Source organism: Kitasatospora sp. NPDC048194 (genome assembly GCF_043202455.1).
GTDB lineage: Bacteria > Actinomycetota > Actinomycetes > Streptomycetales > Streptomycetaceae > Kitasatospora.
Window position 1 is genome coordinate 294974 of the sequence record NZ_JBIDAK010000002.1, and the last position, 18541, is coordinate 313514.

At 73.1% G+C, this 18541-nt stretch carries 18 protein-coding genes and 1 pseudogene; 8 read left to right on the forward strand and 11 right to left on the reverse strand.

Annotated elements, in window-relative coordinates:
• The first annotated feature begins 207 nt into the window (after positions 1-207).
• The 3 genes from ACGF07_RS03875 to ACGF07_RS03885 all read left to right on the forward strand — a co-directional run bounded on the left by ACGF07_RS03875 (position 208) and on the right by ACGF07_RS03885 (position 4508).
• The gene (locus ACGF07_RS03875; RefSeq protein ID WP_392895116.1) at positions 208-3909 is read left to right on the forward strand and encodes an FAD-binding protein; all 3702 of its coding nucleotides are present in this window, start codon (positions 208-210) and stop codon (positions 3907-3909) included.
• A 44-nt stretch (positions 3910-3953) separates the two neighbouring features.
• Entirely contained in the window at positions 3954-4172 is a 219-nt protein-coding gene (locus ACGF07_RS03880) for a hypothetical protein (RefSeq protein WP_392895119.1), read from the forward strand.
• 84 nt (positions 4173-4256) lie between these two features.
• Complete coding sequence (locus ACGF07_RS03885; RefSeq protein WP_392895122.1) at positions 4257-4508, forward strand: chitin binding peritrophin-A domain-containing protein; 252 nt, start codon at positions 4257-4259, stop codon at positions 4506-4508.
• Positions 4509-4573: 65 nt separating this feature from the next.
• On the opposite strand, the gene ACGF07_RS03890 is transcribed toward ACGF07_RS03885, so the two are convergent.
• The 4 genes from ACGF07_RS03890 to ACGF07_RS03905 all read right to left on the reverse strand — a co-directional run bounded on the left by ACGF07_RS03890 (position 4574) and on the right by ACGF07_RS03905 (position 8690).
• Entirely contained in the window at positions 4574-5518 is a 945-nt protein-coding gene (locus ACGF07_RS03890) for a phenylalanine 4-monooxygenase (protein ID WP_392895124.1), read from the reverse strand.
• 202 nt (positions 5519-5720) lie between these two features.
• The gene (locus tag ACGF07_RS03895; protein WP_392895126.1) at positions 5721-6608 is read right to left on the reverse strand and encodes a DUF4436 family protein; all 888 of its coding nucleotides are present in this window, start codon (positions 6606-6608) and stop codon (positions 5721-5723) included.
• 139 nt (positions 6609-6747) lie between these two features.
• Complete coding sequence (locus ACGF07_RS03900; protein WP_392895128.1) at positions 6748-8337, reverse strand: alpha/beta fold hydrolase; 1590 nt, start codon at positions 8335-8337, stop codon at positions 6748-6750.
• Complete coding sequence (locus ACGF07_RS03905; RefSeq protein ID WP_392895131.1) at positions 8334-8690, reverse strand: alpha/beta hydrolase; 357 nt, start codon at positions 8688-8690, stop codon at positions 8334-8336. The genes ACGF07_RS03900 and ACGF07_RS03905 overlap by 4 nt, the downstream gene beginning before the upstream one ends.
• Positions 8691-9401: 711 nt before the next feature.
• On the opposite strand from ACGF07_RS03905, the gene ACGF07_RS03910 reads away from it, so the two are divergent.
• Positions 9402-9668, forward strand: coding sequence for a hypothetical protein (locus ACGF07_RS03910; protein WP_392895133.1), 267 nt, complete (start codon positions 9402-9404; stop codon positions 9666-9668).
• Positions 9669-10050: 382 nt separating this feature from the next.
• Here ACGF07_RS03910 and ACGF07_RS03915 read toward each other — a convergent pair whose 3' ends face one another.
• Positions 10051-10473: a hypothetical protein gene (locus ACGF07_RS03915; protein WP_392895135.1), complete on the reverse strand. Its 423-nt coding sequence runs from the start codon at positions 10471-10473 to the stop codon at positions 10051-10053.
• 329 nt (positions 10474-10802) lie between these two features.
• Complete coding sequence (locus ACGF07_RS03920; protein WP_392895138.1) at positions 10803-11303, reverse strand: MarR family winged helix-turn-helix transcriptional regulator; 501 nt, start codon at positions 11301-11303, stop codon at positions 10803-10805.
• Between the two features lie 146 nt (positions 11304-11449).
• Between ACGF07_RS03920 and ACGF07_RS03925 the strand changes: the two genes are divergently transcribed.
• Together ACGF07_RS03925 and ACGF07_RS03930 are read left to right on the forward strand one after the other, a co-directional pair.
• A complete protein-coding gene (locus tag ACGF07_RS03925) occupies positions 11450-12295 on the forward strand; it encodes an SDR family oxidoreductase (protein WP_392895140.1) in 846 nt (281 codons plus the stop codon).
• A gap of 12 nt (positions 12296-12307) precedes the next feature.
• The gene (locus ACGF07_RS03930; RefSeq protein WP_392895142.1) at positions 12308-12712 is read left to right on the forward strand and encodes a MarR family winged helix-turn-helix transcriptional regulator; all 405 of its coding nucleotides are present in this window, start codon (positions 12308-12310) and stop codon (positions 12710-12712) included.
• Positions 12713-12969: 257 nt separating this feature from the next.
• Here ACGF07_RS03930 and ACGF07_RS03935 read toward each other — a convergent pair whose 3' ends face one another.
• A complete protein-coding gene (locus tag ACGF07_RS03935) occupies positions 12970-13308 on the reverse strand; it encodes a hypothetical protein (protein ID WP_392895145.1) in 339 nt (112 codons plus the stop codon).
• A 340-nt stretch (positions 13309-13648) separates the two neighbouring features.
• Positions 13649-13882, reverse strand: a complete 234-nt coding sequence (locus ACGF07_RS03940; RefSeq protein ID WP_392895146.1) for a hypothetical protein — start codon at positions 13880-13882, stop codon at positions 13649-13651.
• A 130-nt stretch (positions 13883-14012) separates the two neighbouring features.
• Between ACGF07_RS03940 and ACGF07_RS03945 the strand changes: the two are divergent.
• Positions 14013-14498: pseudogene (locus ACGF07_RS03945) on the forward strand (erythromycin esterase family protein); the annotation flags it as partial.
• A gap of 115 nt (positions 14499-14613) precedes the next feature.
• A complete protein-coding gene (locus ACGF07_RS03950; protein ID WP_392895148.1) occupies positions 14614-15084 on the forward strand; it encodes an erythromycin esterase family protein in 471 nt (156 codons plus the stop codon).
• Between the two features lie 164 nt (positions 15085-15248).
• On the opposite strand, the gene ACGF07_RS03955 is transcribed toward ACGF07_RS03950, so the two are convergent.
• From ACGF07_RS03955 to ACGF07_RS03965, 3 genes are all read right to left on the reverse strand, one after another.
• Positions 15249-16418, reverse strand: a complete 1170-nt coding sequence (locus ACGF07_RS03955) for a hypothetical protein (protein ID WP_392895150.1) — start codon at positions 16416-16418, stop codon at positions 15249-15251.
• Complete coding sequence (locus ACGF07_RS03960) at positions 16415-17863, reverse strand: hypothetical protein (RefSeq protein ID WP_392895152.1); 1449 nt, start codon at positions 17861-17863, stop codon at positions 16415-16417. The genes ACGF07_RS03955 and ACGF07_RS03960 overlap by 4 nt, the downstream gene beginning before the upstream one ends.
• A gap of 437 nt (positions 17864-18300) precedes the next feature.
• Positions 18301-18477, reverse strand: a complete 177-nt coding sequence (locus ACGF07_RS03965; protein WP_392895154.1) for a hypothetical protein — start codon at positions 18475-18477, stop codon at positions 18301-18303.
• Positions 18478-18541 lie beyond the last annotated feature (64 nt).

Sequence of the window (18541 nt, forward strand, 5' to 3'; positions counted from 1 at the left end):
GCCCATGACGTTCGCCCAAGTGGCCGCGTCGGATACTCCGTTCCGGTAGCTTGTCGGCTGATGTTTACTCTGAGTGCTGATTCAGCCACGTATTGCAGTCCGAGGTGGGTCGACGCCGAACGCCGGGCTCGCTCGTGGGCGTCGAGGCACGGCCTCGTCGTCGCCGATCAGGAGCGGCGGCGACTGGCGCGGATGGGGCAGGGGCGCATGGCCGGTTGGCTGGCCCCCGGGGCCGGCCCGGCGGAGCTGGGGCTTCTCGCGCAGTGGGGTGCCTTCATCGCGTTGGTCGACGACGGCTTCGACCAGCAGGGCCAGTCACCGCAGCAGGTCCGGGCGGTGCTGGACCAGCTGCTCGACGTGCTCGGCGCCGCGGACGCAACCGGGTACCCGCCTTCGGCGGCGCCTGCGGTGCGTGCGCTCGCCGACCTGTGGGAGCGCACCAGGACGGCGGCCCGGCCGGGATGGGCACAACGGTTCCTCGCGCTGTACCGGGACTTCGCCGATGCGACCTGCACCGAGGTGCGGCTGCGTGCGCGCGGTGAACAGCTCGCGCTCGACGACTACCTGGCGCTGCGCCGCCGCACCATCACCGTGCTGCCGGTGCTCGCGGTGGTGGAGCGCGCCTTGCCCGCGGCGGGCGAACTCGACGGGCTGCGGGACGCCGTCGCGGACATCGTCGCCTGGACCAACGATCTGCGGTCGGCGCCGCGGGAACTGGACGAGGGCACGGACAACCTCGTCGGCGTGCTGGCCCGCCATCACCGGTGCAGCCGGTCCAAGGCGGCGTCGCTGGCCCGGAGCATGCTGGCCGAGCGCATGGACGACTTCGACCGGGCCGCGCGCGGCTATCGGGCGGCGCTGATCCGCCAGGTGCGGGACGGATCGCTCGCCTGGCAGCGGGAGACCCACCGGAATCCGTCAGGCCGCGGCATCACCGCGGACACGGGCGAGCGGGGGCTGCGCGCGCTCACGCAGCACCTGGCCGTCGCGGTGGACGCCGACGGCAGCGTGGACGACCGGTGCGCCAGCCGCGTGCTGGAGTCCGCCCTCCTGCTCGCCCTGCTGCGTGCACAGGGCGCCGAACCGGGCGAGCAGGAGCGGCTCACCGCCTTCCTGAAGGCGCGTCGGCCGGGCGCCGGCCGGGTGGACGCCCTCCTGATCGACGCCTGCCTGGACCCGGCGGGCACGGCCGGCCGCGCGCGGGACACGGCCACCGACCTGCCGATGAGGGTCAGCAGCGGCACCGCCGGCCGCGGGCGGCTCAAGTCCGTCATGCTGGCCACGGTCCTGCACCTCCTGTGCGGTTCTCCGCTCGACTACCGGGACGCTCCCACGCCCGTCGGGCCGGAGGGCATCACCACCTTCACCGACGTGCACCTCCTGTCGATCCGGATCATCCACGCGCACGCCTGCGGCCGGCCGCACGCGGTCACCGACACGGAACGGGACCGTCTGGTCGCGCTGATGTCCAGGGGCACCGACAGGGTGCTGTGGGAGGCCAGCGCCACCACCCACCTGCTCGGCCTGCACGCGCTGCGCACCTTCCGGCCCGGTGCGAAGGCGCTCGACGACGGCGTGCTGAGGCTGTGCCTCGCCATCAACGCCGACGACGGCGTCCCGTTCCTGGACAGCCAGGACCTGTGGCTGACGGCCGTGGCGGGCCTTGCCTTCACCGGCGAGGACAGCCTGGCGCCGTTCGTCGCCCGGATGGCTGACCTCGTGGCGGCCTGGCAGGCCCCGGACGGGGGCTGGCCCTTCGCCACCGGTATGCAGCAGACGGATGTGGACACCACCACCCGCTGCATGGAGTTCCTGCACGCCGCCGCTGCCGACCGCCACCGTCAGGCGCTCGAGCGGGCGACCACCTACCTGACCGGTATCGCCGGCCCGGACGGTGCCTTCCCCACCTGGGTGCGCGGCGACGCACCCGATCTGGACATGACCGCCGGCGCGATCCTCGCGCTGGCACCCCAGGCCGCACGGCACGAGCAACTCCTCGCCAGAGCACTGGAGTTCGTCCTGAACGCCCAGCTCCCCGACGGCACCTTCGAACGCAGCTGGACGATCAGCGAGTCCAGCGCCATCCTGCGCGCCCTGGACGCGCTGCACGCGATTCCCGTACCGACCCCGGATCTCGCTGCCCGGATCGCCGCAGCCACCGCCCAATCAGTGGCGCACCTGACTCGGACACAGCACCCCGACGGCGGCTGGGGCCAACTCCCCGACGATCCCAGCGACGTCCTCTCCACCGCCCAGGCCATCCCCGTCCTGGCACGGCACGGCGACCCGCTCACCGTCGGCCGGGCCGTCACCTACCTGCTGCACCAGCAGGACTGCGACGGCGGTTTCACCTCCCCGCCCGACCAGGTCGGCCCGCGCCCGCTGCCGTTCGACTATCCGGTGCTCACCGACATCCACACCCTGTCCGCCCTGCGCAGCGCCCACCTCCCCGCCGCCCCGCCCCGCCGCACGCCCGCCAGCTCACCCAAGTCGAGCTGGTCGGCCCTGGAGGCAAGCATCCGCGGTGTGCTGCTCCGGCCGGAGCAGGCCGCCTACGAACAAGCCCGGCTCCTGGTCAACCAACGCTTCGACGACATCCGCCCCCAGGCCATCGCCTACCCCGCCGACGCCCAGGACGTCGTCGAATGCGTCAACTTCGCCCGGACCACCCGCGTGCCGCTGGCGCTGCGCTCCGGCGGCCACAGCTACGCCGGATACTCCACCGGCCCCGGACTCGTCCTCGACGTCAGCTCGCTCAACGCCACCGGAGTCGCCGACGGGCGGGCGCTCTTCGGAGCCGGCGTCAAGGGCGGGCAGGCCCACCAGGCGCTGGCCGCAGCAGGAGCCGGTCTGCCACTCGGCCGCTGCCCCACCATCGGCCTGGCCGGAGTCACCCTCGGCGGAGGACTGAGCGCTTTCACCCGAGCCTGGGGCCTGGCCTGCGACCACCTGACCGCAATCGAGATCGTCACCGCCGACGGCCGGATCCGCCGCGTGCGCCCCGACTCGCCCTGCCTGGACGACGACCTGTTCTGGGCCCTGTGCGGGGGAGGGGGAGGCAACTACGGAGTCGTCACCTCCCTGGAATTCGCCACCGAGGACATCCGCGACCTCAGCTTCACCCGGTTCATGGTCACCTGGCCCGCTGACGCGACCGCAGCCGTGATCCAGGGCTGGACCGCCTTCAACGCCGACCCGGCGACACCCCGCGCGGTGTGCAGCGCCTTCGAACAACTTAGCGACAGCGGCATGCCCGCAACTCCCACCGTGACCGGGACCTTCATCGGCACACCCGGCGACCTCGAGCCCGTCCTGGACCGGCTCGCCGCCGCGGTGGGCCGGCCGGAGACCGGCCGGGTGATCATTCCTTGCGACTACCTGCGGGCCGCCTGCGAAGCGGACCGCTGGGGCGCCGGCACCTGGGGCCCCCGGGTCGCCTTCGCCGCCAAATCGCACATCGTGCGTGAACCGCTCGACCCGGCATCAGCAGCCGAGATGGCGGCGAGCCTCGAGCGGCTGCACGAGTTCACCGGCGTGGGCGGGGCCGGCGGCCTGCTCATCGACGCCCTCGGCGGCGCGGTCAACGACCGGCCCCCGGGCGCGACCGCCTTCCCCCACCGGGCTGCCGTCGGCGTCGTGCAGTACCACTCCTACTGGCACCAGTTCACCGAGCCCGCGCACATCCGGCGCCGACTCGACTGGCTACGCGACATCCACGCCACCATGCAGCCCCACCTCGGGGTCGGCGGCTACACCAACGGCATGGACCCCGAACTCACCGACTGGCAGACGGCCTACCACGGCGTGAACTACCCGAGGATGCAACACGTCAAGGCCGCCTGGGATCCCGAGCAACTCTTCACCTTCCCTCAAGCCGTCACGCCGGGGCCGGCGGGCGACCGAGCCTGACCGGTGGTGGTGGCATGCCACTCCTCAACCACTCGGGGCTTTCCGTGGCATCGATCCGGCGCTCGATGGTCGACGGCACGGTGAGCCCGCTGGGCGGCGGGGCGGCCCATGAGCAACTGATGGACTCCCAGGCCGGCATCGCCTCCGGCGACGTCCCCGAGGAGGAGAGCACCTGGAGTACGGCCGCCAGGGACAGCAGGCACGGTCCTGCCACCCCGGCGGCCGCTGCTGGTCCTGCGAACGCGAAAGGGGGGCGATCGTGACGGATCCTGTTCCGGCCATGGCGTAGCCGTCCGATCACCTGAGGTACTGATCGACCGTGGTCCCGACCGTGGAGAGGACAACTTGTGACCGGCCCGGCTCAACGACCTGCCCCTTGGTACAGCTGCTCCGGAAAGGAGGTTGGCAACTACGCCGATCCGCGCGATCCCACCCGGTTCATCACCTGCGATGCGAGCGGGCGTGCCATCGAGTTCGACTGTCCGCCGGACGCGAACAGTCCGACCGGCCGAATGATCTACGACGAGGCGACCGACCGCCCGGTGCCCTACGACGAGGCTGAACACGCACACCTTTTCGGAGGTGAAACCGCCGGCTGAGCGCGACTGGCGTAGGCCTCGGCAGCTCCTCTGCCCGCCGCCGCGCGCGCTCGCGGCGGACAGGCCTACGCGGCCGGGCCCTGAACCGCCGCCGGTGCGCCTGCATCGGCCGGAAGCCTGGGGATCACACCACGCTGCGCCTTCGGCGGCAGCCCCAGCCGCAGGCCGGCCTCCTCGTCGAAGTCGTCCAGGAAGGCGTGCAGCACCTCGGCGAGGTGGTCGAGCGAGCGCGTCGCGAACAGGGTCGGCTGGTAGCCCGCGACCTCGAAGGGCTGCCGCAGGACCTGGCCGAGGTCCCAAGGGCGGACCTCGGCCAGGTGCAGGCGGGCCATCTCGCCGTAGGAGGACAGCAGCGCCGCGCCGTACGCCTGAACCTGCCGCCGCTGCACGAGCACGCCGTACTCCAGGCTGAACCAGTACACCCGGCTGATCAGGTCCAGCGCGTCTTCGCTGTCCACCCGCTGGGCGGCGGCGCCGAACAGGCGGTACAGGTCGGCGAACCATGGCGAGGTCAGGTGGGTGCCGTGGCCGAAGACGTCGTGGATGATGTCCGGCTCCGGGGTGTAGAGCGGCAGTGCGGGATGCCGCACGAACTGCACGGCGTGGAAGTAGCCCAGCGCCATCGACCCGAGGAACCGCTTGTTCGGCACGAAACCGCCGGCGACTGCGAAGTCGAACCCGCTCAGCGAGCGCAGCCGGTCGCCGACTTCCGCGTGCTGGGACACGTGGTCCGCCGGGATCGGCGCCTCCTCACGCGCCTGCTCGACCTCGGCGCACACCCGGCCGCGGTGCGCGGCCACCAACGCCTGGTGAACGGAGCGCCACGTCTCGTGCTCCTGGTCGGTGTACCTGACGCGGCGGGCGGGATCACCGACTTCTCGTCCGTCGGCCAGAGCAGCGATGGCGGCGCGGCGGCGCCGGTACACGGGGTCGCTCAGGCTCGGATGGTGATCGGCGCGCCCGAGGTGACCGTCGGGGCTCAGGGGTGTCCGACTCTCGAGACCGGTCATGTGCCCATGGTCGGACGGCGATCGACCGGCGACAACCGGGCCACCGTGACACCGGACGTCGAGGAGGGCAAGAGCGGCGCGACCGACCTCGGCCGGCTCGGTCGGGGTTATGTGACAGCTGGTTCTGACGGAGCCGCAGGGCGCCGGTTGCACCGAGTGGTCGACAGCGCTCCATGCTGTCGCGGCTGCGGAACGGAGGAGCTCAGGGGCCGCCCGGATCCGCCTGGGCTGCCTCGGCGCGTTTTCGGCGCTCGACGCGGGTGCCGGCGATCACGGCGGCGGTCAGGCTGGTCGCGATGATCGCCTCGGCCCAGAAGAACGCGACGTAGTCGATCAGGGAGCCGATCGGCGGTCCGCCCGGCGCGGCGTTCCGCATGCCGATCAGCGCGAAGAGGGTCGCCGCCATCCAGCCGAGGGCGGGCCACACCATGCCCGGACCGCCGCGGTACAGCACTTCGGCGCCGGCCATGACGGCCAGCGCGAGCGCCCACATCGCGGCGATCATGAACCACGCCAGGATCAGCGTGCTGCGGGCCCGGGTGGCCCTCGCGTTCAGGACCACGGTCCCGGACGCCGGGCCGTCGGCGGTGGGGTGGACGGCGAAGAACGGATCCGCGTCGGCGAAGACGATCCCGACGGGTACGGCGCCGGTGCTGTCCGAGGCCGAGAAGGAGACGGTGAACCGGTAGCGGTCGAAGGGGTAGTCGGTCTCGGTGCCGCCGTAGAGGCCGGCCTGGACGAGGTGGGGTGCCGCCACCTGGCCGGGCTCGGTCCGCAGGACCGTCCTGGCGCCCGCACCGATGGTGACCTCCACCTGCCGGGTGAAGGCGGGCGGGCCGGGGCCCTGGGCGAGGCCGCCGTGCGGAACGGCCACGACGAACAGCGTCAGCTCCGCCGCCCCGGGGTCGAAGTCCTGGGAGGCGACGTTCAGTTCGACCCAGGCGGGGGAGTTCGGCACTACCAGTGCGCGGTGCTGCTGCCGGGTGTCGCGCTCGTCGAGGTACAGCGCGATGCCCGCCCCGCAGGCGAGGGCCAGCAGGACGACGGCGACGGCGAAGCGGCGGCCGCGCAGCCGGGCGAGGGCGCTCACGACGAACCCGCGCCGGTTACGGCCGGCTGCCGGCTGATGCTGCGGATTCCTCCGTCGCCGCAGGGGATCTGATCGACGGCCACCCGGCGACTCTCCTTCCGAAGGTGCCACGGCTCGACGCTGCCACGCCCGGTTGGTGCTACGACGCGATCTCGAACGCGGGCGGCTTGAGGCCTGCGAGGCATCCCGTGTCCGGAGCCGTCGGCGCGTCGAAGAACGACCGCGTGATCGACTGCGCGCACGGCGAGGCGGCGAAGACCACGTGGGCGACGTAGGGGATCGTCACCTCGGTGGACCGGCTCAGTGTGCGGGCGGCGTACGGCCCGTTGCCCGGTGCGGTCTGGGCGTCGAACCCGCCGGACAGCACGAGGGTCGGGATGTCGCTGTAGGTGACGTCCCGAACCGACTCCGGGGCCGCGGGAACGTCCCAGGCCCGGCAGTCCTCGTGGAGGAAGGCGAGCAGCGGGGCGTTGGCGACCACCGACCGGGGGAAGGACGGGAAGGCGCGGTGCCCGGCCCGGATCACCTCGGCCTCGCTCTCGTACGGCGTCCACTCACTGCAGAAGACACCGTAGGCGAGTCCGTGGGAGAGCCTCCCGACGGCCTGCGGGCTGAGCTTGCCGCCTGCCCACTGCTCGGCGATCCGCTTCGGGTTGCCGTGGTCCAGCTCGTCGATGGAGCGGGGCACACCGGCCGCCAGGTGGGTGGCGGAGACCAGCCAGTTCACCAGGGCCCCGCCGTCCAGGACCACGTCGACCGGTTGCGGGTGGCCCGGGACGGTGACCGTGGTGCTGACCGGTTCGTCCTCGAGTTCGCTGACCAGGCGAACGAAGGTGTCCTCGAGGTCCGGGTAGCGGTCGTCGCAGGCGGGCTGCTCGGCGCAGGCCTCGAACAGGCCGTCGAAGCCCTCGCGCGCGGCCCTCCAGCCCACGGCCCCGCCCGCCAGGGACGGCGGGAGCACGCCGTCGATCCCGACCGATCGGATGCCCTCCGGGTGCAGGCGCATGTAGAGGAGGGCCAGGTCGGTGCCGTACGAGATGCCGAACACGTTCCACTGCTCGATGCCCAGCGCCATCCGCAGGTCCGCGTAGTCGGCGGCGCTCTCGATGCTGTTGTACGCGCTGAGGTCGGCCCCGCGGCTCTCCAGTTCGTCGTGGCAGGCCCGGGTCGCCCGGACGTGCAGGCGCCCGGTGGACGGCGCGTCGTAGCGGAGGTCGAGGGCGCGCGCGTTGAACTCGTCGATGTTCGGGCAGGTGAGCGCGGGTTCGGCCGAGTAGGTCCCGCGCTGGCTCATGAAGATCACGTCCCGGTCGCGGTTCAGTTCGCCGTTGAGCGCCAGCTGGATCTCGGAGACGGCGTCGTCGCCGGGGCCGCCGGCGAACCACACGATCGGGTCGTGGGCCGTCCGGTGGGCCGCCGGGACGATCGCGACCCCGAGGGTGATCTTCCGCCCGTCGGGATCGTCCCGGTCCTCGGGCACGGTGAGCCTGCCGCAGCGGGCCCCCTTGAGCCCGGGGGCCGGGTCCGCGGTCCTCGGGCAGGGGCCCGGCTCGTAACGGGCGTGATTCACCGTCCGGGCGACGGTGCCGAGGAGTATCTCGGTACCGCCGTCGGCCCGGGCGGGCGCGGCGGCGAGGCCGGTGACGAGGATGCCGGCGGTGGCCCCGGCCAGTGCGGCCAGGAGCCGTCGCGCGGTGCACCGGTGACGGGGTGGACGGATGGACGTCATGCGGACTCCGGGTCAGGGGTGAGGGTGAACGGTGCGGGGGCGAGGCCCGCCACGCAGGTGGTGTCGGGCGCGGCCGGGGTCGCCAGGAAGGAGGCCAGGACGCTCTGGGCGCAGGGCGACTGCGGGACCACCCAGTGGCCGATCCCGGGCACCCGCACCGTGGTCGCGCGGGACGGCGTCCGGGCCGCGTACGGCCCCCAGCTCGCCCCGGACTTCGCGTCGAAGGTGCCGGAGAGGACCAGCGCCGGCACGTCGCTGGCGGTGGCCACCCGCTGGACGGCGGTGCGGTCCGGAACGTCCCGGACACGGCACACGCCGTACTCGAAGGGCAGCTGCGGCGCCTGTGCCAGCACCCGGTCCGGCCACCCGGGGAAGGCCCCGGGACCCCCTCCGTGAACACCACCGGGTCGTCGGCCGTGCCGAGGACCCGGCCGGGATGACCGCCACGGCCAGCCGGATGGTCCGCCCGCCGTGGCCGGTGCGACGCTCGGGCACCTCCAACGTCCCGCAGCGCCCGGGAACCGGCTCGGGCGTCCGCGGGCAGGGGCCGGGCACGAACCGCGCCGTCCCCCCTGACAGGGGTGCACGCAGGGGCGCCTGCACGGGTGGAGAGAGCGCACTGCTCGGCGTCGGGCCGACCGCTCCCAGGAGGGCCAGCCCGTTGCGGCGAGCCCCGATCCTCTGCGGGCGCGCCGTGAGCGCCGCCGGACCCGCCGGTCCTGCGCCGGTCTTCGTTCGGATCTGCCGCTCCCGCAGACGGGCGGCGGGTAGCCCGGAGTCGTGCACTGCCGCGTCATGTGTCCTCGTCTCGCTCACGTCCCCGGCGGGGCAGGGCGCCGGGTGACCGCGCGCTGCTGCGCGGTTCGCACAGGGACTTCGTGGACCAGCCTGGGTCCGCGGGGAGACGGCGACCACTCCGGGGCTCCACTCGGAGCAGCGGCCGCACCGGGCTCCGGCGCCGCCACGGCCGGCTGATCGCCGCCCTGACGACGGCGGTGGCGCCTGTCCTCGGCTGCCCACCGCGGAACTGAGCGCGGTCATCGACACAGAGCGCGGTCATCGACGTGGCGAGCGCCGGTGACGAGGTCGCCGAGCCATGGGGCGCCGCCCCGGCGAAGGCCGTTGCCCTGGCGCGGCGGCCGAGGTCCTGGACGCTGCGGTCGACGTCGGCCATCACCGCCGGGCTGCTGGCACCGAACGACGCGGGGGAGGCGTCCGATTCGAGCGTGGTGGCCGAGCAGTGCCTGGGAGCCGACCCGCACTTCGCGCTCGCGGTGGCCCTGGCACCCGCACCGAGCCGCGAACGCGAAGCGGCCACAGACGGGCCGTGAGGAGCGCAGCGACAGGAATCGCAAGGGCCGCGCGCCACGCCAGCGATCACGCGCGCCGTTGATTCCGGGATCCATTCTTACGACTGGCCACGATCCACAACCTATCCCGGGCCTCCAGGCCGGCATCCGCCGGCCGCCTGGCCGTGCACGGCGTTCTCCTGGTCACCGTGCCCACGATCGAACTCCTGGAGCGGACTCCGAGGCATGGCCCCTGAAGGGCGGGCGCCGAAGTCCGGCGGTGGCAGCGCGCCCTCGGGAGGAGGCGCTGGAGAGCGCGGGTGCTGACGGGAGCCAGGGGTGCCCAGGGCCGACGGGGCCGCCCCCCGCGCCGGCAGCGTCCTCGGCCGCATTTGCCGGCCCGTGCCAGGGCCTGGCCGGTAGGTCACGGCGAGCCGGGCGACGAGCGCGACGGCGTCGGCGCGGACTTCGAGGTCACCGCGGTCTGCGGGTAGGGGCAGCCCGGCGGGAGCGCGTCCTCGCCCTTCGCCACCCAGTAGGTGTCCGGTGTGGTCGGGCACGGCAGCGGAGTCGGCCGGGTCATCGCGCAGCCCGCGGCGGCCTCCCGGCCGAGGCTGCGGTACTCCCACCAGTCGGTCGGGCACCGGACGGTCGAGCCCGCCGAGCCCGCCGAGCCCGTCGGGGCCGTCGAGCCCGTCCGGGCCGGCTCGTGCCAGGTGCGCGTGCACCCGCTGGTCGGGTAGTCGGAGTTGTCGCAGCTGTACTCGCCGGGCGGCGAGCACCGGGCGAACACCGCAAGCCCGCCGACCAGCAGCACGATCGAGGCCAGTCCCGTCCAGGCCTCCACCGGGCCCAATCGTCGGCCGAAACCTCCCGCGCCCATCCCGCCCCCGTTCCCCGAACTCCACGCTCCCCGGGAGGAGATACCCGCCGCGCCCCCGCCGTACGCCGCCCGTCGCGGTCACCGGCGAGCGGCCGCGGAAGCGTTGTTCCTCCAGCGCCGGGTGGTGGTAGTTGAGCCCGAGGATCGTTGCTCCGCGGCCGCGGCGGATCATGACGTGGTGGGTCCGAAGCAGCTTGTCGTAGAGCTCGGGGGAGGGGGCTCCGGGTCGAGGCCGTCCTGCGCGGTCGCGGCCGCGGACAGTGAGTCCGGGCTGCCCTCCGCGCTGCCTCGGTTCAAGGGCGCTTGGCGTCATCGGCGGCCGGGCTGCGGTCCCGCAGCCTGGCGAGCGAGTCGACGTACTTGAGCATGAGGCGGGCGAATGCGAGGCGGTCCTCCTCGGCCCAGTCGGCGGTGATGTAGTCGAAGGCCTCGCGTTGATGGCGCCTGAGGCGGCTCATCAGCTCGGCGCCCTCCGGGCTGAGACTCAGGACGGTGCGGCGGCCGTCCTGCTGGGAGGCGGCCCGGATCAGGTAGCCGGCCTTGATGCTGTCGCTGACCATCCGACTGGCCACCGACGGGTCCACCCCCAGCAGTTCGGCCACCGCACCCACGGTGATCTCGGCCTCGGAGTCGCGCGTGTGCTCCTGAACGATGTTCAGGACCAGGGTCCGGCTCAGGTCCTTGGCCGAGATGGGGTTCGCGACCTCCAGCAACGAGGTGCGGCGCAGCTTCGAGAACGCCGGGCCCACAGCGTTCAGCAGGTCCTCGGCCGTCTGCGGCTCGTTCGTCGTCATGTCGCCCCAGTGTAGGTCCATGACTCCAAGGGGACATGTGTTGACATGAAAATACATGCATGTAAGCATGCATATGTGCTTGATGGCGCAATCGCTTATGGAGATGCGCGCAAGTCTCACTCACCCATCACCCACAGGGGAACGCCATGACCACCCTCATCACCGGTGCCCGCGGCAAGATCGGCCGGGCTGTCACTGACCGCCTGCACGCCGCCGGCCTGCCGGTCCGTGCCGCCAGCGCCCACCCGGTCGAGCTGACCGCCCCCGTGGGCGTCGAGGTCGCCGAGCTGGTGCTCAACCGGCCCGACACCTTCCCGGCCGCGCTCAACGGCGTGCGCCAGGTCTTCCTCTACCCCGAGCCCGAGGGCATCGACGCCTTCGTCGAGACCGCTCGCACCGCCGGCGTCGAGCACATCGTCCTGCTCTCCTCCGCGTCGGTCCTGGGTGCCGACGCCGAGACCGACCCGCTGGCCTCGCACAGCCTCCGGGTCGAGCGCGCCCTCACCGGCGCCGGCCTGCCCTGCGTCACCCTCCTGCGCCCGGACGCCTTCGCGAGCAACGCCCTGGGCTGGGCCCACCGGATCGGCAGGAACCTACCGGTCGAACTCGCCTACCCGGACGCCCACCTCGCGCCCATCCACCCGGACGACATCGCCGACATCGCAGTCAAGGCGCTGACCGGGACCTCCCTCAGGGGCCGCGCCGTCACGCTGACCGGAGCGCAGTCGCTCACCTTCCGCGAGCAACTCGCCATCCTGTCCGACGTCCTCGGCCGCCACATCCCCGTCGAGACGATCAGCCGTGTGGAGGCCGAGCGGCAGATGGGACGGTTCATGCCGGCTCCGATGGCCGGCTCCCTGCTCACCCTGTGGGCCGCAGCGACCGCCGGTCCCGCCGCCATCGCCGACACCACCGAGACCCTGCTCGGACAAAGCGCCCGTAGCTTCCGGCAGTGGGCGTCCGAGAACTCCACCGCCTTCCGCACGCACTGAAGGACCATCACCATGAAGCCCATCGGCTACTGGCTCAACCGCACCGACCGAGCCCTCACCCAGTACATGAACAACCTGCTCACCGAGTTCGGCCTCACCCGCACCGCCTGGCAGGTCCTCAACGTCGTCCGCCACGTCCCCGGCGCCGGCGACACCGACGTCCACTCGGCCCTCGCGGCCAACGCCGACGCCCCCACGCTGACCGCCGCCATCGACACCGCCCTCGCGGACGGATGGGCGACCCGCCCGGCGCCCGACCGGCTCGCCCTCACCCCGGACGGCCGACGGCGCCTCGCCGCAGTCGACGAGCGCGTCGGCGCCTTCCGCGAGTTGTCCACCGCCGGGGTCACCATCGAGGAGTACCGCACGGCGGTCAGCGTGCTCGAACGGATGACCGCCAACCTCGAAGTCCACTGACCGGAAAGCTCGCAGCCACCAACGCCGGAACCGGCCCAGGTTCGCCCGCCGGTGCCGTACTGCCTGCGCCGCTGTCCTCCCCTTCCCGAGGCCGGCGGGTACTGCCCCTCGAGCAGTGGGAAGGCCGGCTCCCAGCTGGAACTGACCTGATACCCGGACCGGCCATCGGTACGGATACCCAATCGCTGCGCCCGGGCGGTGGGGTGCCAGGCCTTCGTCCGGCCGGCCTGCGGCTCCGGTAACCGGTCCGCCCGCCCCTATCCCCAGAGCGGTACGCCGATCGCCGACAGCACGGCCAACAGCAGACATGCACCGGCGAGCGCCGCTATCGCAAACACGCAGCCGAGTCCGCCCTGCGCTTGCTCGACCGACTCGGGCCGCCGCTCCGGAAGTGGTTCCGGCGCCGGCAGCGGCTGGGACAGGTGCTCCCTGAGGTGCTCCTCGGAGCAGTAGCTGAGGTAGAGGGTCCGCGCGCCGCTTCGGACGATCTCGACGTCGATCGTGGCCTCGTGGTCCGTGAGCTCGGCACAGAAATCACATGGCAGCTGCGAGCAGCAGTCGCCCAGCTCGTCCTCGGTCAGCGGTCTACCCAGCATGCGCTGATCGTTTCACAGCCGCAGCGGCAGTCTCTCGCACCCCTGAACCGGGCCTTCACCTCTCCCGAGGGCGGCCGGGCCGCACTGGAGCGGTCGCCTCGCACCGCCCGGTCCGCGCCCGGCCCCGGCCCCGGCCGAGACGGTCGTCTCCCCGCTGCTCCGGGTCCTCGACGACGGTCGTGGCCGCCGACACCGTGGTGCCCGTTGCCCGCGCGGGGTAACGGTCGGCGGGCCGACGGTGGCCGGGGGGACGACCGCCGAATCCGGTCGGGGGTTACCCCCTGGTGAAGACGGCGGTCCGCCCCAGCGCGCCGCGGGCGTCGCCCCGATGAAGATCGACTCACCGAAACGCCGCAGGCAGCGGGGTTCCGTCGAGTCGAGGAGTGATCACAACGATGGCAGGCACCGAGGGGATCGGGCGGCGCGGACTGCTGACGGCGGTGGTGGCCGCCACGGCCGCACTGGTCCCGGTGGCGGCGGTCGCCGCGCCGGCGACGCCCAGGGCGACCACCGCGGCCGCGGACCAGGGCGCGTCGCAGCGTTCCGCCGCCGTGGTGCGCGCACTGGATGGCATGGCCCAGCCGTTGCGGACGACCGAACCGGGCGGCCGTACCACTGACCTGCGCGCCCTGGGCGCGATGATCGGTGACGCCAAGGCGGTCGGCCTGGGCGAGGCCACCCACGGTTCGCACGAGTTCTTCGCGATGAAGCAGCGGCTGTTCCGCTACCTCGTCGAGGAGAAGGGCTTCACCGCCTTCGCCCTGGAGGCGAGCTGGAGCAGCGGCCTGCAGATCGACGCGTACGTCCAGGGCGGCCCCGGCGACGCGCGGCAGGTCGTCAAGGACGCCCTCGGTGGAAGCCCCTGGGACCGCGAGGAGTTCGCCGACCTGATCGCCTGGATGCGGGAGTACAACCGGAGCCACCCGAAGAGCCCTGTCCACTTCGTGGGCGACGACCTCGGCCTGCCGAGGCTCGGCGACCCGATCTTCGAACAGGTCACCTCGTACGTGCGCGAGGCCCGCCCCGACGCCCTCCCTCAGCTCGACGGCCTCTACGCCGGCCTGCGGCCGCTCGACGACGTCATCGCCTACCTGAAGAAGCCGCTTGCCGAGCGGCGGGACAACGCCACCAAGGCGCAGCAGGCGCTCGACCTGGTCACCGCGAGCGGCGCCGGCTCCTCCGACGACGCCCACGCCTGGGCGGTGCAGCACGCCCGGAACATCGCCGACACCTTCGCCTTCGCGACCCTGGACATGTCCGACCGGGCCTCGGGTCTCCGCCGCGGAGCAACTGCGCGACCGGGCGATGGCGGACAACACCGCGTGGTGGCAGCGCCACACCGGCGGCAAGGTGCTGCTGTCCGCGCACAACGGACACGTCGGCTACCTGGCCACCGACACCTTCCTGTACCCCAACCCGCAGGGCGCGCGGCTGCGCGACGCCTACGGTCGCGACTACGCGGCGATCGGTTTCACCTTCGACAGCGGCTCCTTCCTCACCAACGGCGCGGTCCTGACGGACGATTGGAAGCCCGTCACGGTGCCGACGGCCACACCGGACCTGAACGAGTACACCCTCGACCGGGTCCGCTACCGGGACTACTACGTAGATCTGCGCACCGCCCCCCAGGTGGCCCGCGACTGGCTGGACACCTCCCGCCCCACCTACGAGGCGGGCTCTGTTTACGTCAGCGACCCGAAACCGCAACTCGCGCTCGGCCGGGCCTACGACGCCCTGATCCACCTCCACCACGTCACTTCCGCACGGAAGTTGTGACCCCACGTCGTGACCCCACGTCGTGACCCCACGTTGTGACCCCACGGACCACCCGGGGGCGCCCACCGGCGGGATCCGTCGGCTCCGCCGTCGACCTCGCACCCGTGCCCGTCCGCCCCCTACCCCGGGGCTCGGGGGCGCCCACCCGGGCGTCCCGGGGACGATCAGCGGGAGAGCCCGTGACCGGCACCCCCGCCGCGGCGGGCCCGGCTGCGGTAGTGGTCGAGGACGTCCTGGCGGAGGAGGTGGCCGAAGCCGGCGTTCGCCAGGCGCAGGCCCAGGGCGGCCTCGGTCAGGCCGAGGGCGGTGGCGGCCGCGGGCAGGTGCCAGTCGTGGGCGGCGAGGCGGTCCAGCAGGTGGCCGCGGCGGACCTGGGCCTCGGAGAGGCGGAAGGTCTTCAGGTAGAGCACCCGGCCGTCGGCGTCGGTGATGGTCTCGCCTAGGTGGTTCTCCTGCTTGGGGCGGAAGTCGGGCAGGAAGCGGCCGAGGGTGAACCGGCCCATCCGGTGGACGGTCCGCAGCCGGTACTCCGCGGTGAGGAGGTCGCGGGCCATGGCGGTGTCGTGGAACGCGGCCCACTCGCGGTCGGCGCGGCCGGCGGCGGCGCGCAGGTCGGCGAGGGTGCGGATCCCGGAACCGCCCAGGTCCGCGCGGAAGTCGGGGACGGGGGCGGACAGCAGCGCGTAGTGGTGGACGAGTTCGCCGTACAGGTCGAGCAGCAGGCTCGGGTGCAGGGCGCGGTAGTCGTCGGGGTGGGGCACGACGAAGGCGGCGGCGAGCACGTCCGCGGTGTACAGCAGGACGCCGCACTGGCCGGGATGGATCTCGAACACCCGGAGCGCGTCGGCGAGTCCGCGGACCCGGGTGCCCGCGTACGCCTCCTCCTCGCGCGGGGACAGGCCCCGGCGCAGTGCCTGCGCGGACCAGTGCTCCCAGGCGATGGTGGGGCCGCCGAAGTGGAGGGCCAGGTAGCCCTCCAGGGCGAGGTGGAGCGGGAGGAAGCGCAGCCGGTCGGTGTCGAGGCGCTTGGCGAGCCGCAGGCGGGGCAGCCGCATCCGCTCGGGTGGCGGGTCGCCGAGCTGGGTGCCGTAGGCGGCGGCCGGGCTGCCGTCACCGGTCCAGTGGGCGACGAAGCCGTGCGGGACGTAGGAGGTGTAGTGGATGTCGCGGTGGATCCGGACGGAGCCGTACTCGCCCTCGTACAGCTGCTGGTGCAGGCGCAGGTCGGTGACGGGTTCGGCGCGCAGCAGCGGGACGAGGCGGATGCCGCCCCAGATCTGGGAGGGGCCGGTGGTGAGGCCGGTGAGGTCGAGGCGGGCGCGGGTGTCGTTCACCGGGTGTCCTCGGGCGGTGCGGGGGCGAGGAAGCGGGCGGTGCGGGCGGCGAGGTGGGCGGTGAGCTCGTCGAGGTCGGTACGGCCGTCGGCGAAGCGGGCGAACTCGACCAGGGCGGGCAGGTCCTCGGCGTCGCGCAGGCCGGCCGTGGGCACGGTCGGGGCGAGCCGGCGGACGTCGAAGCCGTCGGCGTCGTAGACCGGGTTGAGGTGGACGACCGAGGTGCGGCGGTCCGGATCGAGGCGGGTGCGCCAGACCCGCAGGACCTCGGCGGCGAGCCCGGGCGGGGCGTTGTCCCAGCCGTCGGAGACGATGATCAGCCGCGCCGGGGCGGTGTCCAGGGCGTCGATGATCCGGTGGCCGAGCGGGGTGGCGCCGTGCGGCCGGGCCAGCAGGGCGTCGGTGCGGCCGGAGGTCCACAGCGGGGTGTAGCGCTCGGCGAGCGCTTCGAGCAGGTAGTGGCAGGCCAGGGCGACCGCGAGCGGGCGGCGGCGCTTGGTGCCGGAACCGGCCGCCGAGTAGCTGTCGTCGAGGACGGCGGCGACGGCGCCCCAGGTGCCGGCCTCGGAGCCGGCGGTGCGGCGTGCGGCGGCGCGCAGGGCGGCGGTGAGCTCGGCGCGGTGTTCGGCGCGCCGCGCGGGCGGCAGGGCGAGCACGTAGAGGGCGAGCCGGGTGAGCGGCATCCGGCCGAGGTCGGTGCGGTCGCTGCGGACGGCGTCGGCGCCGAGCCGCTGCGCGTTCTCCTGGAGGCGCAGGCGCTCGAGGCGGGTGAGGTTGGGCGCGATCTTCGCCAGGAAGTCGGCGCGCGGGATGCGGTGGCTGCGGGCGAAGCCCTCGGCAACGGTGTACGGCAGCTCGTAGAGCGCGGCCTTGGTGTAGTGAGCGCGCTGCCAGCTGTCGAGCAGCGGGGTCGTGTAGCGGCCGCGCAGGCTGGCGCCGAACAGGAACTCGCCCAGTTCCGGTGCGGCGGGCGGGAGATGGGCGTGGCGCAGGGCGCGCTTGAGGGCGCCGCGGTACTTCACGGCGTCGAGCGCGGCATCGGGGCGGGCGGCCAGCCAGTCGCGCAGGACGGCGCGGGTGCGGCGGTTGTTCACACGGGCCCGGCGCAGGGCGTCGAAGAGCCGGTAGACCCGCTGCGGAGGCAGGAGTTGCAGGCGGCGGGCGATCAGCCGGCCCTCGGTGCTGCGCTGCTCCGGGGTGGCGTCGGCGGCGGTCTCCAGCAGCCGGCGGACGATCAGCGCGGCGTTGTGGTCGTTGATGTCGAGGGCGAGCGCGGCGGCGTACGGCTCGCGGTAGTTGCCGAGCACGTACTCGTGCAGGAAGTCCAGCGAGAGCTGCTGCTCGCCCGCGGAGGAGTGGAACTCACGCTGGCCGGTGGCGGTGATCGCGGCGTTGACGAAGAGCAGGACGTCCTCGGCGGCGATGAGGTCGGCGTAGCCCTCCATGCGGCTTCCTCCGGTCGGCGAACAGGGGTGCCGGCCGGGGAATGGGGGCGCGAGCTGCGAATCATTGCGTTAGAGGCACGTTCCGGAAGTCGCACCGGAGTCCCGCGGCCGGCCCGCCGACCGTAACAGAGCGCCCCCGGTGGCTGTCTCCCGGATTTCGCCCGGAGGCGCCGGCCGGGGAACGGCGGCGAGCTGGGAACCCCTGCGTCAGAGGCACGTTCCGGAAGTCGCACCGGAGCCCCGCGGCCGGCCCGGCCGAACCCTGCGGAGGCTGGGCCGCTCCCTTCGGATCACCGTGCTCACCAGCCGGAGACGGCGGCGAGGCGGATGGCGGCGGCTCGTCGTAGCCGGACGCCGGGCCTTCTGCGCCACTTCTCCATTCGCCGACGCAGCCTTCGACGGTGGTGCGCTGCCACCCGCGAACCGCGAGCAGGGCGTCAGTCGCGCCTGGTCGGTCTGATCGCGAAGTAGACGACCAACGTCAGGATCACGGTGGTGAACACGATCAGGAACTTCCGGAAGCCCTCGGAACTGGTGGGCAGCCAGCCCTGCATGAGGCCGATCAGCAGTACGACGTCGAGCACCACCGCGAGCGCGTAGCCGGGACGCTTCATCTGTTCTTCTCCCTCCCCGGAATTCCGTTCGCACCCTAGCCGTTCCGCGCGCCCGAGGAGAGGG